15 protein-coding genes are annotated in these 16,501 nt (G+C 47.5%); all 15 read left to right on the top strand.

Going from position 1 to position 16,501, the window contains the following annotated elements; translation table 11 throughout:
- The first annotated feature begins 60 nt into the window (after nt 1-60).
- The 15 genes from DWZ38_RS15665 to DWZ38_RS15595 all read left to right on the top strand — a co-directional run bounded on the left by DWZ38_RS15665 (nt 61) and on the right by DWZ38_RS15595 (nt 16,448).
- Nucleotides 61-2,409 carry an ATP-dependent DNA helicase gene (locus tag DWZ38_RS15665; RefSeq protein ID WP_117854145.1) on the top strand — a complete coding sequence of 783 codons (2,349 nt, stop codon included), beginning with the start codon at nt 61-63 and terminating at the stop codon, nt 2,407-2,409.
- Between the two features lie 62 nt (nt 2,410-2,471).
- A complete protein-coding gene (locus DWZ38_RS15660; RefSeq protein WP_117854069.1) occupies nt 2,472-3,716 on the top strand; it encodes a serine hydrolase in 1,245 nt (414 codons plus the stop codon).
- 103 nt (nt 3,717-3,819) lie between these two features.
- Nucleotides 3,820-4,194 carry a RidA family protein gene (locus DWZ38_RS15655; RefSeq protein ID WP_173766700.1) on the top strand — a complete coding sequence of 125 codons (375 nt, stop codon included), beginning with the start codon at nt 3,820-3,822 and terminating at the stop codon, nt 4,192-4,194.
- Nucleotides 4,195-4,439: 245 nt separating this feature from the next.
- Nucleotides 4,440-4,916 carry a 2-C-methyl-D-erythritol 2,4-cyclodiphosphate synthase gene (ispF, locus tag DWZ38_RS15650; protein ID WP_021924925.1) on the top strand — a complete coding sequence of 159 codons (477 nt, stop codon included), beginning with the start codon at nt 4,440-4,442 and terminating at the stop codon, nt 4,914-4,916.
- Between the two features lie 21 nt (nt 4,917-4,937).
- Entirely contained in the window at nt 4,938-6,347 is a 1,410-nt protein-coding gene (cysS, locus tag DWZ38_RS15645; RefSeq protein WP_117854065.1) for a cysteine--tRNA ligase, read from the top strand.
- Nucleotides 6,332-6,757: a ribonuclease III domain-containing protein gene (locus DWZ38_RS15640; protein WP_021924923.1), complete on the top strand. Its 426-nt coding sequence runs from the start codon at nt 6,332-6,334 to the stop codon at nt 6,755-6,757. Before cysS ends, DWZ38_RS15640 begins: the two co-directional genes overlap by 16 nt.
- A 19-nt stretch (nt 6,758-6,776) precedes the next feature.
- Nucleotides 6,777-7,508, top strand: a complete 732-nt coding sequence (rlmB, locus tag DWZ38_RS15635) for a 23S rRNA (guanosine(2251)-2'-O)-methyltransferase RlmB (protein WP_117854063.1) — start codon at nt 6,777-6,779, stop codon at nt 7,506-7,508.
- 14 nt (nt 7,509-7,522) lie between these two features.
- Nucleotides 7,523-8,116 (top strand): RNA polymerase sporulation sigma factor SigH, encoded by a 594-nt coding sequence (gene sigH / locus DWZ38_RS15630; protein WP_117854061.1) that lies wholly within the window; start codon nt 7,523-7,525, stop codon nt 8,114-8,116.
- A 392-nt stretch (nt 8,117-8,508) separates the two neighbouring features.
- On the top strand, nt 8,509-9,012 hold the full coding sequence (locus tag DWZ38_RS15625) for a hypothetical protein (protein WP_021924920.1): 504 nt from the start codon (nt 8,509-8,511) through the stop codon (nt 9,010-9,012).
- 10 nt (nt 9,013-9,022) lie between these two features.
- Entirely contained in the window at nt 9,023-9,706 is a 684-nt protein-coding gene (locus DWZ38_RS15620; RefSeq protein ID WP_021924919.1) for a hypothetical protein, read from the top strand.
- Nucleotides 9,707-9,732: 26 nt separating this feature from the next.
- A complete protein-coding gene (locus tag DWZ38_RS15615) occupies nt 9,733-10,506 on the top strand; it encodes a TasA family protein (protein ID WP_117854058.1) in 774 nt (257 codons plus the stop codon).
- A gap of 19 nt (nt 10,507-10,525) precedes the next feature.
- The gene (locus DWZ38_RS15610) at nt 10,526-11,803 is read left to right on the top strand and encodes a hypothetical protein (protein WP_117854056.1); all 1,278 of its coding nucleotides are present in this window, start codon (nt 10,526-10,528) and stop codon (nt 11,801-11,803) included.
- Complete coding sequence (locus tag DWZ38_RS15605; RefSeq protein ID WP_117854054.1) at nt 11,796-12,275, top strand: signal peptidase I; 480 nt, start codon at nt 11,796-11,798, stop codon at nt 12,273-12,275. The genes DWZ38_RS15610 and DWZ38_RS15605 overlap by 8 nt, the downstream gene beginning before the upstream one ends.
- Before the next feature lies 1 nt (nt 12,276).
- A complete protein-coding gene (locus DWZ38_RS15600) occupies nt 12,277-12,912 on the top strand; it encodes a hypothetical protein (RefSeq protein ID WP_117854051.1) in 636 nt (211 codons plus the stop codon).
- Nucleotides 12,909-16,448 carry an isopeptide-forming domain-containing fimbrial protein gene (locus tag DWZ38_RS15595; protein WP_117854049.1) on the top strand — a complete coding sequence of 1,180 codons (3,540 nt, stop codon included), beginning with the start codon at nt 12,909-12,911 and terminating at the stop codon, nt 16,446-16,448. The genes DWZ38_RS15600 and DWZ38_RS15595 overlap by 4 nt, the downstream gene beginning before the upstream one ends.
- Nucleotides 16,449-16,501 lie beyond the last annotated feature (53 nt).

Raw genomic sequence — 16,501 nt, 5'->3', positions numbered from 1 at the left:
TGGCTTATGGCTCCTTTTTTCGGCAGCAACAGGCGCCGGGATCAAAGACAGGAGCATGGGATGGAGAAACCAGTAACACGAATATCAGTGAGAAATCTTGTGGAATTTATATTGCGAAGCGGGGATCTTGACAGCCGCAGGGGAACCATGGACAAAGAGGCCATGCTAAAAGGCAGCAGACTCCACCGCAAGCTTCAGAAGCAGATGGACGGGGATTACCGGGCTGAGGTGGCACTGAAACGCGAGAGCAGCTATGAGGACCTTTCCATCCAGGTGGAAGGCCGGGCCGATGGCATTTTCACAGAGGAGGAAACCACCTGGATCGATGAGATCAAGGGAATCTACGGAAATGTGGAAAAGCTGGAGCAGCCAGTCGCTGTTCACAAGGCACAGGCCATGTGTTACGGTTATATTGTGGCCATGGAGGAGAATCTGTCTTCCATTGGAATTCAGATGACCTACGCCAATCTGGACACCGAAGAGATAAAACGGTTCCGCGAGGTTTTTTCCATAGAAGATTTGAGTGACTGGTACCAAAAACTTCTGGATGAATATCACAAGTGGCTGAGCTACAGCCTGAAATGGAAGAAGGAACGAAACGAATCCCTGCAGAATCTGGAATTTCCGTTCCCGTACAGGGAAGGCCAGCGGAAAATGGTGGGAAGCGTCTACCATTCCATCAGCGCTGGCAGGCAGATCTTCATCCAGGCTCCTACAGGCGTTGGAAAAACTATGTCCACTATTTTCCCGGCTGTCCGCGCTGTGGGCGAGGGAAAAGGGGAGACCATTTTTTACCTTACTGCCAAGACCATTACCAGAACTGTGGCGGAGGAGGCTTTTGCGGTTCTTCAGGAAAAAGGCATGAAATACAAGGTGGTGACCATCACGGCCAAGGATAAGCTCTGCTTTATGGAGGAGACGAAATGTAATCCTGCCCATTGTCCCTATGCCAAAGGCCATTTCGACCGGGTCAATGATGCGGTTTATGAGCTGTGGACCTCCTCTCATGTCTATGACAGGCAGACCATCCTTGGCCAGGCCGAGAAGCGGCAGGTGTGTCCCTTTGAGATGTGTCTGGATCTTGCGCTGTGGGTGGATGCAGTGATCTGCGACTATAATTATGTGTTTGATCCTACGGTGCATCTGAAACGGTTTTTCGGGGAAGGCGTGGGCGGAGACTATATTTTTCTCATTGATGAGGCCCACAATCTGGTAGAGCGCGGCCGTGAAATGTACAGCGCTGCCATCTGCAAGGAGGATGCAGTGCTGGCTCGCCAAAAAATGAAGGACAAGGCACCGAAGCTGTATCGGTTTCTTGGAAAGCTGAACCATCAGCTGAAGGAACTGCAGGAAGAATGCGAAACTTACAGAATCCTTCCGGGAACAGGCACCATTACTATGATGGCTTTGAAAATCCAGGGAGAATTCGATATGTTTCTGGAAGAACATAAAGATGCAGAACTGGAAGACGAGGTACGGCAGTTTTATTTTGATGTGCGGAATTTTCTGAACATTGCAGAGCTGGTGGATGAGAACTACGTGGTTTATGCGGAAAATGGAGCGGACGGGCGTTTCCGGCTGAAGCTGTTCTGTGTGAATCCGGCAGCCAATCTGGGAGAGTACCTGAAAAAAGGCCGCAGCGCTGTGTTCTTTTCCGCAACTCTTCTGCCGATGAGCTATTATCGGAAGCTTTTAAGCTGCAGGGCGGATGACTACGGGATTTACGTGGAATCTCCTTTTTCCCAGGAAAAACGCTGTATCCTGAATGCCTGTGATGTGAGCACCTTATACACCCGCCGCAGCTACGAGGAATACCGCAGAATCGCGGAATATATTGCAAAAACAGTGTGGCAGAAAAAGGGAAACTATATGGTATTTTTCCCATCCTACAAGATGCTGGAAGAGGTTTACCGGATTTTTGACGAAGAATTTTCAGTAAACTGGGTGCGCTGCATCTGCCAGAACAGCTCCATGAAGGAAAGCGAAAGGGAAGAATTTCTGGAAGAGTTCGAGCACAATCAGGATTCCCTTGTGGCCTTTTGCATTATGGGAGGGATTTTTTCAGAGGGGATCGACCTGATGGGAGAGAAGCTGATCGGAGCCATTATGGTGGGAACCGGGCTGCCCCAGCTGGGAAATGAAAGGGAAATCCTGCGTTCTTTTTACAGCGAAAAGGGAGAGAACGGATTCGATTATGCGTATCGCTATCCGGGGATGAACAAGGTACTGCAGGCAGCCGGCCGGGTGATCCGCACAAGAGAGGATAAGGGCGTGATCCTGCTTCTGGACGAGCGTTTCCGGCAAAGAGAGTACAGCAGCCTTTTCCCCGTAGAGTGGAATGACCGGAAAACCTGCACATTGTCCAATGTGGAGGAGCAGCTGAAACGGTTCTGGGAAATGGCAAAATAAAGAAACAGTTGCACTGTGGTGGAAAAACAGTTATACTGCCCTTAACCAAAAAGGAGAACAGAATGAAAAAAGTGCAGTATTTGAAAATTATGGCTGCGGCGATTCTGGGAATATCCGGAATGTTCGCGCCGCAGCCGGGAACTCTGACTGGGGAAAAGCTGACAGCCACGGTCTATGCGAACGGCGAGGATCTGTCTGTTTTTGAGAATAGCGGCAAATATATAAAAAAAGAGGACGACGGGCTTTACTGTGTGGACCAGGATGGTTCCCCGGATGTCCGATGCGCAGTTCATTATTTTGATCATTTTGCAGTAGACGGAAAGGTTTTGGACGGCTATTACTATCACGATGAGAGTGGACGGCTGGCGCTGGAAGGCGGCATTCACTATGTTTCCAGAATGCGGTGCCAGGGGCAGCTGTTTGACGGCTATTATTATTTTGATGAGCAGACCGGAAGCTTATCTTCTGGCGGCGTGACGGTTCAGGGACTGACCGTGGAGACAGATGGAAAAATAAAAGAGCTGGTAAAGCCAGGCACAGACAGTCTGGAAAAAAAGCTGGAAGAGCTGCTAAACGGTTTTGAAGGGCAGTGGAGCGTTTATGTGAAGGATTTAGGCAGCGGCGAACAGTTTTCCATCAACAATCAGTCTATGACCTCAGCGAGCGTGATCAAGGCATTTGTCATGGCAGCCAGCTATGAAAATATGGATCGTCTCCGTGTGCAGGAGGGAACAATCCTGAAAGCAGAACCCCTCAGCGATACCGTTCTGAACAAGCTGTATGCACTGACAGAGAACATGGTAACCTTCAGCGACAATGAATCCTTCAATGAGATGGTAAGGCTTCAGACTCCGTCCATGCAGTTTAATGCAGGGGCAAGGGTGATCAACCGTTTCCTTCGGGGCCAGGGCTATCAGGAAACCGCTGTGCTGCACACTCTTGCGCCTTCCAGTACAGAGCCGGTGGGACTGGGCGGCAGCAACACCACATCTGTGGAGGACTGCGGAAAACTGCTGGAGAGCATTTACCGGGGCGAGTGCGTCAGTGAGGAAGCCTCCAGCCAGATGCTGTCCTTCCTTCTTATGCAGGACACAAGAACCAAGATCCCAGGCGGTCTTACGGATTCCATCACCATAGCCAACAAAACCGGGGAAAACGACAGCAATCAGCATGACATTGCCATTGTATACGGAGACCGGACGGACTATGTTCTGTGCGTGATGTCGGAGAACGGAGGCACGGAAGAGACCGCTGTTTCCAATATCCGGATGATCTCGGCGCTGACGTACTATGCACTGAACTGGTAGTGAAAGAAATGACAGCTGCTATCCAAAAAAATTGCTTGACACTAACAAAATTTTGCGATAGCATGAACATAACAAGAGGCGATTTAGAAAGGAGATTTTTATCATGAAAGTAGTTTACACAGATAAGGCACCAGCAGCAATCGGACCATATTCACAGGCTATGATTTTAAACGGAGTATTATTTACATCCGGACAGATCCCGGTTGATCCTGCAACAGGCGAGATCAGCGGAGACACCATCGAGGTTCAGGCTGAGCAGGTTATGAAGAACCTGGGCGAAGTTCTGAAAGAAGCTGGAAGCAGCTTTGAGAACGCTGTCAAGACTACCTGTTTCCTTGCTGACATGGGAGATTTTGCCAAGTTTAACGAAGTATATGCGAAATACTTTGTAAACAAGCCGGCACGTTCCTGCGTAGCAGTGAAGACACTTCCGAAGAACGTACTCTGCGAGGTAGAGGTAATCGCAGCCGTTGACTGATGATTACATATGACGTTTGTCAGAACCATGCCGTATGATGGAACTTGGTTTTCACTGTACGGTTTAGAACGAGACCTTCCGGATTCACCGGGAGGTCTTTTTCCGTTGCTTTTTAAACGAAAATCATGTATAATAGCCAACGATAGCATGGGGATTTTTTGAACGGTTCAGGCAGCAGCCTGGATCACCAATGAGAAGAATCCTTTTTTATAAAAGAAAGGCAGGGCAAAATAGTGGAAAATCTTATGAGAGTTGGAATGGGATATGATGTACACAGACTGACAGAGGACCGGGACCTGATTCTTGGAGGCGTGAAGATTCCCTGGGAAAAAGGCCTTCTTGGACATTCGGATGCCGATGTTCTGATCCACGCCATTATGGATGCGCTTCTTGGCGCAGCAGCTCTTGGAGATATCGGACAGCATTTTCCAGATACAGACCCGGCATACGAGGGAATTTCCAGTGTGAAGCTTCTGGAGCATGTGGCAGCTCTTCTTGATGAGAAGGGATACGGTGTGGGCAATATTGATGCAGTGATCATCGCCCAGAAGCCTAAGATGGCACCTCATATTCCGCAGATGAGAGCAAACATTGCCAGAGCTCTTCACATGGATGAGGAATGTCTGAACATTAAGGCAACCACAGAGGAGAAGCTTGGCTTTACCGGAAGAGAAGAGGGAATTGCATCCCAGGCTGTCTGCCTTTTGTACAAGAAGAAATAAAGGACCGGAGGGAGAACTACAATGAAGATTTTTAACACACTGACCCGTCAGAAAGAGGAATTCGTACCCCTTGAAGAGGGAAAGGTAAAAATGTATGTTTGCGGACCGACTGTATACAATCTGATCCACATCGGAAATGCACGTCCGATGATCATTTTTGATACTGTTCGCCGTTATCTGGAATATAAGGGATATGAAGTAAACTACGTATCCAACTTTACAGACGTAGATGACAAGATCATCAAGAAAGCAATCGAGGAGGGCGTTTCCGCAGAGGAGGTTTCCACCAGATACATTGCAGAGTGCAAGAAGGATATGGCTGGCATGAATGTAAAGCCGGCTACCACACATCCTCAGGCAACCCAGGAAATCGACGGCATGATCAGCATGATCCAGACCCTTATGGACAAGGGCTACGCTTATGCGGCATCTGACGGAACCGTGTATTTCCGTGTGAAGAAATTTAAAGAATACGGCAAGCTTTCCCATAAGAACCTGGACGATCTTCAGTCCGGATTCCGTGCACTTCAGGTGTCCGGCGAGGACCAGAAGGAAGATCCCCTTGATTTCGTTCTCTGGAAGCCGAAGAAGGAAGGCGAGCCATACTGGACTTCTCCATGGTGTGACGGCCGTCCGGGCTGGCACATTGAGTGCTCTGTAATGTCTAAGAAATATCTTGGAGAGGAGATCGATATTCACGCTGGCGGAGAGGACCTGATCTTCCCGCACCATGAGAATGAGATCGCACAGAGCGAGTGCTGCAACGATAAGATTTTTGCAAGATACTGGATGCACAACGCATTCCTGAACATTGACAACCGCAAGATGTCCAAGTCCCTTGGAAACTTCCGCACTGTCCGTGAGATCAGCGAGCAGTACGATCTTCAGGTACTCCGCTTCTTCATGCTTAATGCACATTACAGAAGCCCGCTGAACTTCAGCGCTGACCTTATGGAATCCTCCAAGAACGCACTGGAGAGAATCACAGATGCAGCAGCAAGCCTGAAGGACCACAAGGACAATGCACAGGCAGCAGACCTGACAGAGCAGGAACAGGCACTTCTTGCAGAGGCATCCGGCTTTGTGAAGAAATTTGAAGAGGCAATGGATGACGATTTCAATACTGCCGATGCACTTGCAGCTGTATTTGAGCTGGTGAAATTTGCCAATACCAATGTAACAGAAGAGAGCAGCAAAGCATTTGCAGCAGGACTTCTTGAACTCCTTGTAAAGCTTTGCGATGTGCTTGGTATTATTGCAGTGAAGAAAGAAGAGATTCTGGACAAAGAGATCGAAGATCTGATCCAGGAGCGCCAGGAAGCAAGAAAGGCAAAGAATTTTGCAAGAGCAGACGAGATCCGCGATGAGCTTCTGGCAAAAGGAATTATTCTGAAGGATACACGCGAAGGAGTAAAATGGAAACGGGCTTAAATGAATTAAAAGAGCTGTTTGGCTTAAAAGACCGGGATCTGCGGACTTACTCCCCGCTGACACTGGCCTATATCGGTGACGGCGTCTATGAGCTGGTGATCCGGACCATCCTTGTAAAAAAAGGCAACTGTCCGGTCAATCAGCTTCATAAGCATGCAAGCAGCCTGGTGAAGGCAGGGGCACAGTCCAAAATGATGGAGACTCTGGAGCCCATTCTTACAGAAGAAGAGCTGGCCGTCTACAAAAGGGGAAGAAATGCACATTCCCCCACAATGGCGAAGCACGCCACAATGGCAGACTACAGAAGAGCCACAGGCTTTGAAGCGCTGATGGGCTATCTGTACCTGAAGGAGGATTATTCCAGAATTGTGGAGCTGGTAAGAAAGGGAATCCCGGAAGAGAGTTTATAGGAAAAACAGGAGGCTGCAAATGAGCGAGCAGATTGAAGGAAGAAATGCGGTACTGGAAGCATTCCGTTCAGGCAAATGCGTGGACAAGCTTTTCGTGCTGGACAGATGCCAGGACGGACCGGTGCGCACCATTATAAGAGAAGCAAGAAAAAAAGATACGATTATAAATTTTGTACAGAAGGAGCGGCTGGACCAGTTAAGCGAGACCGGTGCTCATCAGGGCGTGATCGCACAGGTGGCAGCCTACGAATATTCCACAGTGGAGGACATTCTGGAAAAAGCAAGGGAAAAGGGGGAGGCTCCTTTTGTTTTCCTGCTGGATGACATTGAGGATCCCCACAACCTGGGCGCCATCATCCGTACAGCCAACCTTGCAGGAGCTCACGGGGTGATCATCCCCAAAAGACACGCAGTAGGACTGACATCCACGGTTGCCAAGACATCTGCAGGTGCCCTGAACTACACTCCGGTTGCCAAGGTTTCCAACCTTGGACAGACCATTGAGGAGCTGAAAAAAGAGGGCATGTGGTTCGTATGCGCAGATATGGGCGGAGAACTGATGTACAACCTGAATCTCACAGGTCCTATGGGCGTCGTGATTGGCAATGAAGGAGAGGGCGTCAGCCGTCTTGTAAAAGAAAAATGTGACTTTGCGGCAGCCATTCCCATGAAGGGAGATATCGACTCCCTGAATGCGTCTGTGGCAGCAGGAATCCTTGCCTATGAGGTAGTCCGCCAGAGAATGAAATAAAATCCGGAGGAACTATGGGAAAGTTCGATAATATAAGTGATGAAGAACTGATCGCCCGTCTGCGGGATGGAGAAACCATTATTGAGGATTATCTCATGGAGAAATATAAAGGCCTTGTGCGTCAGAAAGCCAGGGCCATGTTTCTCATAGGCGGAGATACCGATGACCTGATTCAGGAGGGAATGATCGGGCTGTTTAAGGCAGTCCGTGACTTTCAGCCAGGCAGGGAGGCCACCTTTGCCACCTTCGCAAGAATGTGCATTGACCGCCAGATCTACAGCGCCATCCAGAATTCCAACCGCCAGAAGCATCTGCCTTTGAATTCCTATGTTTCGTTGAACCAGGAGGACGAGAGCAGTCCCATCTGGGAGCTTAGCGTGGAAAATCCGGAGGAGATCATCATTGACCAGGAAACCACCCGGGATCTTCAGCAGAAAATTTCTGACTATTTAAGCCCCATGGAGAATAAGGTGCTGGATCTGTACCTGAAGGGGGAAGGCTATGTGGAGATCGGCAGAATCCTGGGAAAATCCCCGAAATCCATTGACAATGCCCTGCAGAGAATACGGGCGAAAATCCGTGAAGTGATAAGTCAGAACAGGAAATAAAAAAGAGAAATGAAAAAGAGTTTATTTTTCTTTTAGATTTCCTGTCTTGACTTTTGAAAAAAATCTGTTATCATATCAAGTAATCAATGCGTCCGGGAAGGACGCGTCAGTAATATCTAAAATTCTAATTTATCAATTTTGTTATAAAATCCAATTTGCTTTTTTATTTAAATCCAGAAGAAATCAATTTATCTATTTTTTATATTCTATCATGTCAGCTTTTCTATTTTTATTCACATGATTTTATTCTCTAATTTATCATTCGAAGTCTGGAGGTGATTCCATTGTGCCAAGCAGCTTTGGGGCAAAAATTTGTCCCGGATATTTGATGTGACAACAGAAAATCCCCAAAGAAAGGAGTTGGCAGAAATTTTTTCTGCCAAAGCGGATCCATGAAGAAAAGATGGATGATTTTTGTACTTGCGTGCTGTCTGACTGCGGGAATTACAGGTTCTGTGGTATATGCCTATCTGATCGACCAAAAAGAAACGGTCAATCAGATTCGGATTTTGGAGAATACCACTCATATTGAGGAAGAATTTGAACCGCCGGATGAGGTAAAGCCCGGGCAGGTGATTAAGAAAAAGCCCTGTATTGCAAATGATTCTGGCTTCCCGGTATTTATCCGGGCCAGGGTGATTTTCAGCAATGACAGGGGAGAAGCACAGTGCCAGCCGCTAGAGATTGCAGACAGCTGGAAAAAAGGAGAAGACGGATACTATTATTATCAGAAAAAAGTGTTGTCTGGACAGCGTACAGATGTAATTTTTGATAAGATTGTTATAAAAAATACAGTGAAAAAAGATGAGTTGGTAAGTTTTGATATTCTGGTTTACGAAGAATCCGTCCAGGCAGAGGGATTTTCTTCCCCGGAAGAAGCCTTTGCCAGACTGTAAGGAGGGACAGATGAAGAAAAAAATCATAGTATGTTTAGCTGCACTGACCTGTCTGGCAGCAGGCGGGGGAACGGCCCTGGCTTATATCAGTGACAGTGCATATGTGTCAAATCAGCTGGCGTTTGCCGGGGAAAACGGGCTGAATGCCAGGCTGACAGAGCCATCCTGGAATCCGCGGAAGGGACTTCTTACAGTGCCGGGAGCGGTGATCCCCAAGGATCCTCAGGTGACCAATACCTCAGAACTGGATATGAATGAGCTGGTGGCGCTGAAATGTGAGTTTGTCTACACAGACAGCTGCCCGGATCCTTCGAAAAAAGGAAAGCTTTTGAGCGCTGCAGATATGAAAAAAGCAGTGGATGTATACCAGATCGATTACAACAGCGATGATCCAAAGAAGAGTGACTGGATTCGCTTTCAGAACCAGAAAGACACGGATCCGGTCCAGTGCTTTTACTATTCCAGAGTCCTGAAACGGAATTTTCCAGGAGAAGGGGAGACAACCGTTCCCTTATTTACCCAGGTATCTGTCGATAAAAGCGTCAATTATGCAAGGCAGAACAAAGTGCTGGAAATGGGCGGTGTCGAAATCCGGATTTCCGGGCACGTCCTGCAGCAGATGCCTGGAGAAGCAAGCTATGGACTGGACAACCCGAAGGCAGCTTATGAAGCCGGTTTGTTCCAGTTTCAGTAAAAATCAGCAAGAAAGGAAGAGAAAAAATGACGAATACAAAGAAAAGAAACTTACTGGCAGCAGGCGTGATCTTGTGCGCACTGCTTTCCGGAATCGGCACTACCATGGCTTATTTTACCGAGAGTGCCCAGGAAACAAATGTTTTTACAACCGGTGATCTGGATATTGGTCTGAAGGAACCGGAATGGGATCCAAAAGACAACGATGGAAAAAACATGTATCCCGGTTATACCGTATACAAAAATCCTACTGTGAAAAATATTACCTCAGACAAAAATGGGGAAGAACCCTGCTATGTGCGGATGATCGTGGACATTCTGGATGGAGACGGCGCAGATGTGACAGACAGCCAGGCGCTGAATCTGATCTACAAAACCATCTATTATGATGAAAGCTTTGATGGCGGATACGACAAAAAGGAAGGAACCTCAACCGGGTTGATCCAGGACCGGATTCCAGGCTACAGCCTTTCAGAGCTGGCGGCATACCCGATGGTGAATCCTCTTTGGGAAAAGGATACGGCAAGATCTACGGCGTCTAAGCTGGTATACAACTATATGGGCAAAAACGGAGATGGGATTCTGAATATCCAGGAGGAATCCACTCTGTTCACCAATGTGGTGATTCCCATCGACTGGAACCAGACGGAAATGAAAAAGGTGGGCAACTATCAGCTGAAGGTAACTGCGCAGGCAATTCAGAGCAAGGGCTTTGCCACACAGGCAGAGGCGTACCGCATGCTGGATGAGGAGATCAAAGGAGGCACTCTGCAGGAGATCAGGAGCGCTGGCGTGAACTGATCAGAAAGGAAGAGATGCTATGAAAAAGCATACGTTTACATGTATGGCCCTTCTTGTGTTTGCAGGAATGCTGTTTGTATGCGGTGCTGTGCTGGCTGCGTGGAATGTATCAGAATATGCCGAAAACCTGCTGTCTATGTCCTCCTACAAAAATTCCATACAGGAGAATTATATAAGACCGGATCATGTAGATCCCGGACAGAAAGTCGTGAAGGAAGTATTTATTAAAAATGAGGGAAATACGGACTCTTTTGTGCGGGTGAAGGTTACCAGCATGTTCGGGAGCGTGGATGAAGAGGGGAGCTTTCAGGAAGAGAAGGATCTGGATCCAGGGCTGATCGAAATTCACTACAATACGGATCTCTGGACGTTGGAGGATGATGGGTACTGGTACTACAAGGATGTTCTGCTGGCAGGAGAAAGTACCAGAAAGCCTCTGATGGACCGATATTATCTGTCCGAAAAAGCGGACAACCGCTACAAAAACAAAGAGGCCAGGATCCTCATCAATATGGAGAGCATTCAGGCTGAAGGCGGTGAGATGGAGACCATCTGGGGAAAAATGGAGCGGGATCTGGGGATTTTCTATCAGCCCTGTACCTGTGAGACTGTAACAAGTGTAATCTTCGGGGAAAACCAGAAGCTGAAAATCGGCGGGGAGACCACAGATCTGTTTGCCAATTTCAAAAACCTGACGCCGGGATGCACAAGAAGCCAGACCATCCGCATCACCAATTCCTCTCAGATTCCGGTTCAGATGTATCTGCGTGCAGAGCTTGCAGAGCAGGAAAAAATGAGTCAGGAAAATCTGGAACTGGTGGAAAAGCTTCTGTCCAGATATGCTGTGGTGGAGATTCGGCAGGACAGCAAAGTTCTTTATCAGGGTGCTGTGGACGGAAACGTGACCGGGGCAGGCTGGAGCATGAAGGAGAATATTTCTCTTGGAGATTTTGCAGCAGGCGAAGGGAAAAGCCTGGTGGTGAAGCTGTCCTTAAGCGAAGAGATGGACAACCAGTATCAGAGCCTTCTTGGCAGAGTAAACTGGGTATTTTCGGCGCAGGGAGCAGGTAAAAGAGAAGAAGATCCGGATGGTTCCGAAAAAGAATACGGTCAGCAGAATTCCAGAGAAGGGAACAGCCAGAATGAAAGGGAAAAAGTTTTTTCATCTGTGGCAGCAAGCCCGAAAACAGGGGATGAGACAAAAGCTGCGGTGAAATGGCTGGCATTGTTTGGTGCCCTGGCAGCAATGGCGGTCAGCAGCTGGCGGCTGTACAGAAAGGAAAGCCAGGATGAATAAAAGATATCCAAAAGCTATGTGCTTGATTATTCTTTCTGGTATGCTGATCTGTTTTTGCTATCCGCAGATTCTGAAAATGAGATGTTATACCGTAGTATCAGGGAGCATGTCACCGGCACTTCCGGTGGGGGCTGCCGTTTATGTGAAAGAGAAGCAGCCCCGGGAAATAAAAAAAGGGGAGATCATCACTTTTTTTGAAGGGGAAACGGTTATCACTCACCGGGTGATGGAAATAGATGAAAACGCCCAGCTGTTTATGACAAAAGGAGATGCAAACGAGAAGCAGGATACCCAACCTGTGAAGTGGGAGAATGTATATGGAACTGTTGTTTTTACAGTTCCCTATGTGGGGTATGTACGGCTGTTTCTTGGCACTTGGAATGGAAAAGCGGCGGTTTTGTCCTGTTTCCTGGCGTTTTCTCTGTGCATGAATATCTGGGAAGGCGTGAAAGCAAAAAGGAGCGTGAAATAAAATGAGGAAAAAACGGTACATACTGGGAGGCGCAGGCCTGCTGCTGGGAATTGCATTTTCCGGGGCTGTTACAATTGCATATCTCACCAGATCAGTGGGCGAGGTGAGAAATGTGATCACAGCAGGCTCTGTAAAAGCCAGGCTGACAGAGGCACATTGGGATGCAGAGAAGGCGTTGAAGGTGTATCCCGGTCAGACCCTGGAGAAGGATCCTGTTGTGCAGAATACAGGAAAGAATGAGGCAAATGTTTTTCTGGAAGTCAGGATCCCGGTGGAAAACATTTTCGTGGTGGATGAAAAAACCGGGAAAAAAACAGAAAAGGAAAGAAGAGAACTGTTTCAGTTTGAGGCAGACACAGGGAAATGGACGCTGCTTTCTAAGGAACAGGACCGGAATGGCCAGAAATATGTTTACGGCTATAAAAAGGTACTAATGCCAGGAGAAAGCACTGCGCCTCTGTTTTCCGAGATTGTGACGGTTCTCTATCTGGAAGGGGAGCTTGATGTGAAAAGAAGCTATGATGTGCCTGTAACTGCAAAGGTGATCCAGATGCAGGATGAAGGAATGACCATGGAGAAAAAGTATGAGAATTATTTAAAACAGTATGAGGCAGACCGCCAGGAGGACGCAGGATGAGGAAAAGATTTTTTAGAAAGGCTGTACTGGCAGCTGTGATCGCTGTGCCTGCGGTATTTTCCCATCCGGATAGCAGGGCATTGGCCCAGGAAGAGGGCAAAGCCATAGAAAGGGAGAAAGAAGCCGCAGGAGCAGAGGAGCAGGAAGCGTGGAACTCTGAAGAGGAAATGGAAAATATTTCGGAAGATACCGGTGAGGAAGAGGATACTGGTTCAGAGGATGCCACAGATTTGGAAAACCAGATGGATGCAGAAGGGGACGAAGGATTTTTTACAGAAAATGATCTATTTTCTGAGATGGAAGAGGATGACCTGCTTTTTTCAGAAGGAGAAGAGGCTGTTCCAGAAGAAAATATGGAGAATCTGATCGACCTGTATGCGGCACATGCTGGTTTTGTGCAGGAGGGTTTGCCTGTACGAAATGGAAACGGCGGCTTTGTTCCGGTTACCAATGGGGAGGCGGTTTTCAGCAGCAAATATACAAGGCTTGGCTGGAATTCCAATTCCGCAGTGTATCCCTGGAGTCAGGCTGGAAGCAGTGTGCTTGCCGGGCAAAAGATACAGGGAGCGGTACAGGGTCCGTATTATCTGCCCCTTGATAACCGTGCAAAAGGAAAATACGGGTTTCGGGTTACAAACGTAGGCTTTAACAAAGAAGCAAATACCAGTCTGGACCTTTTGATGACCTGCACGGATTATCTGGATTATACCTACGACAACAAAGGTGCAAAAATGACGGATCTGATGCCTATTTTTGGGATCAGCGATACGGATGACCTGTGGCTTCTGTTTGCAGATGGTCTTCCAGCCCAGGAAATCAAAATAGATATTGTAAAAAGCGGAACAAGTACGCCTGTACCGGGAAATTACCGCTTCAGATGGCTGGATATTGATCTGTACCAGCGTTTTGGAATCCGGCTGCAGAATGGTTCCATTGGGCACAGATATGCCACAAAGGATTCTGTAGTCAATGTGTTCCAGACGGAGCTTTTTTCCAAAAACTATGAGGTGCTGACAGCTCCTGCCGCCAAGGTAGAAGGAGAAGTTCCAGAGCATACCGTTGTCTATGAAGTGGATCAATCCGCTGGCTTTTATCTTGCAATTCTCAGCCCTGGTTACGGGAATGTATCAAAGAACCCGGCGAAAGCAATCCAAAACCAGTATGAAGAGGCGTTGACTGGAACATGTGTAAGTGTGGCAGGGCTTCAGTGGGATGCAAAAGGATACGGTCCTGTGGAATATCCCAAGCTGACCAAAAAGACAGGAAACACACTGGCAGAACAGGGAGCTTTTAACGATCTGGTGAATATTTCGGATGAGTTTTATTATACCCTTCAGACCGAAATCCCGGAGGAGCATCCGGCATATTACTATGGATCCTGTACCATCACAGATGCACTCCCTGCAGGAGTGGATTTCGCAGAGGATGCGGCTGTCAAGATGCTTCCATCCGGGGAAAATGTGACTTCCTGGTTTCAGCTCACAGCGAAGGATGATGTGGTAAGTTTTCAGGCAACCCAGGCAGCACTGGCTTCCTCGGCATTCTATGGAAAAACATATGAATTCCAGATAAAGGCAAGGATGGACGCATCAGAAATGACGCCCTCCTACAGTGGGAATGTGTGCAGCTATGCGGTAAAAAACAAAGGTTCCATTACCTGCAGACACAAAAACGGGCAGGAGGGGACAAACTGGTCCAATGAGGTTGTTTCCCGGGCAAAGGTTCAGCGGCCGGAACCGGAAAAACCGCAGAAATGGATCATAGACGGAACAGCAAAGGTAAAAGCAAAAGAATATAAGGGCAGAGATTTTGAAACGGTATATGAGATTTCCCAGCAGATTCCCCAAAACACAGAACAGTGGAAAATCGCAGGTCTTCATATCCAGGATGAGCTTGCAGACTGTTTTGAGTTAAAATCCGCAAAGCTTCTGGTTGAGCAGAATGTGCTGGCTTCATTTGGAACTTCTGGAGGAACAGATGGAAACTGGAAATTAAGTGTGAAAAATCAGCTGCTTAAGCTGTCATCTATTGGTTCCCTGCCAGAAAGCAGCTACGGGAAAATCCTCAGACTGCAGCTGTCGGTAAGATTAAAAAAAGGCTGCAGTCTGCAGCTTTATTACGCAGTGAACCAGAATCCGGACATTCTGGAGGCACATGTGTATAATATGGCTTCGGTTATTTTTGAATGGCATCAGGGAACCCCAGCCTCTGTTTTCGGAAATACAGATAAAACAGAAGTGATCATAAAAGAAGACACTCCAAAGGGAACGATAACTGTTCGAAAGAAAGATCCTTCCGGCAGAAACCTGCAGGGAGCTGTATTTGAAGTGAAAGCTGCGGCAGATATCTATTCTGTTGTGGGAACGCTTCTGCTTTCTTCAGGAGAAACAGTGGACAAAGTTACTACGGATGAAAGCGGAACAGCCATTTCGAAGCCTCTTTATATGGGAAAATATACAGTAGAGGAACGGACTCCTCCCAAAGGTTACGTGGTTACGTCAAAAGTCTGTGATGTGGAATTAAAAGAAGGAGATGCACAAAAAACAGCCGTCTTCCAAAATGAGGAAACTCTGGTCTGCATTAAAAAGGTATCCAAAAAGGAAAATGTCAGCGATCCGGATCGGTGTCTTGCTGGCGTAAGCTTTCTTCTGTGGGAGAAAACACAAGGAGCAGACAAAGGGAAGCTTTATACAACAGACGCAAACGGCATGATCCAGATCAAGGGGCTTGTCCCTGGAACCTACGTATTTCAGGAAAAAACAGCGCCGGATGGCTATGTACCGGACGGACGCTCCTATGAATTCACAGTAGACGAAAACGGTCTTGTGGAACAGGAACAGGGACATACCATTACAGTAGAGAACGGATACACCAAAGCAGAATTTCGAAAAACAGACAAGGCCACCCAAAAAACGGTAGCTGGTGCCACCCTGCGGCTTACAGACGCAAAGGGAAAAATCGTGGACACCTGGATATCTGGGACAACACCCCACAGAATCAACCGGCTGGCAGCAGGAGAGTACCTTCTGACAGAATTGGAAGCTCCAAAAGGCTATAAAAAGGGTGCGCCTGTAAAATGCGTGATCCAAAATGAGGAAGCCGTCCAATCCTTTGAGATGACAGATGTGAAGCTGGTGACCATCCAGGTGGACAAAGTAATCCATGGAAAGGAAATTGTATGGGCCCATGGAAATCCTGTTTTTACATTTCGCTTGCAGGGAACGGATCTGGACGGAGAAAAGTACACTTATTATGATACAGTAGAATTCACCAGGGAAAATACAGATACCTCCAAAGACGCAAGACTAAGCCTATCTTTTGAAGTTCCTGCAGGAGTATATACCGTTTCCGAATGCAGGATCATGCGGTATGAACTGGAAAAGATTGACGGCGTATCCGGCGGAAAGATAAATGGAAAAGAAGTGCAGTTTGACCTGTCTATGAATCAAAATGGAACCGCCGTATTTACCAACAAAAAAACAACGGACCGGGAACTGACGGACACCGGATTTGTGAGAAATGTGATCATACCGTAGAAACAACTTTTCATAAAAAATTCCCATAAAGAAAGATTCCATATCATAAAGCC

It is taken from the genome of Ruminococcus sp. AF31-8BH (assembly GCF_003460605.1).
GTDB classification, from domain to species: domain Bacteria; phylum Bacillota; class Clostridia; order Lachnospirales; family Lachnospiraceae; genus Blautia_A; species Blautia_A acetigignens.
Note: the sequence above shows the minus strand (reverse complement) of the source record. Positions and strands in the feature narration are given on the sequence as shown.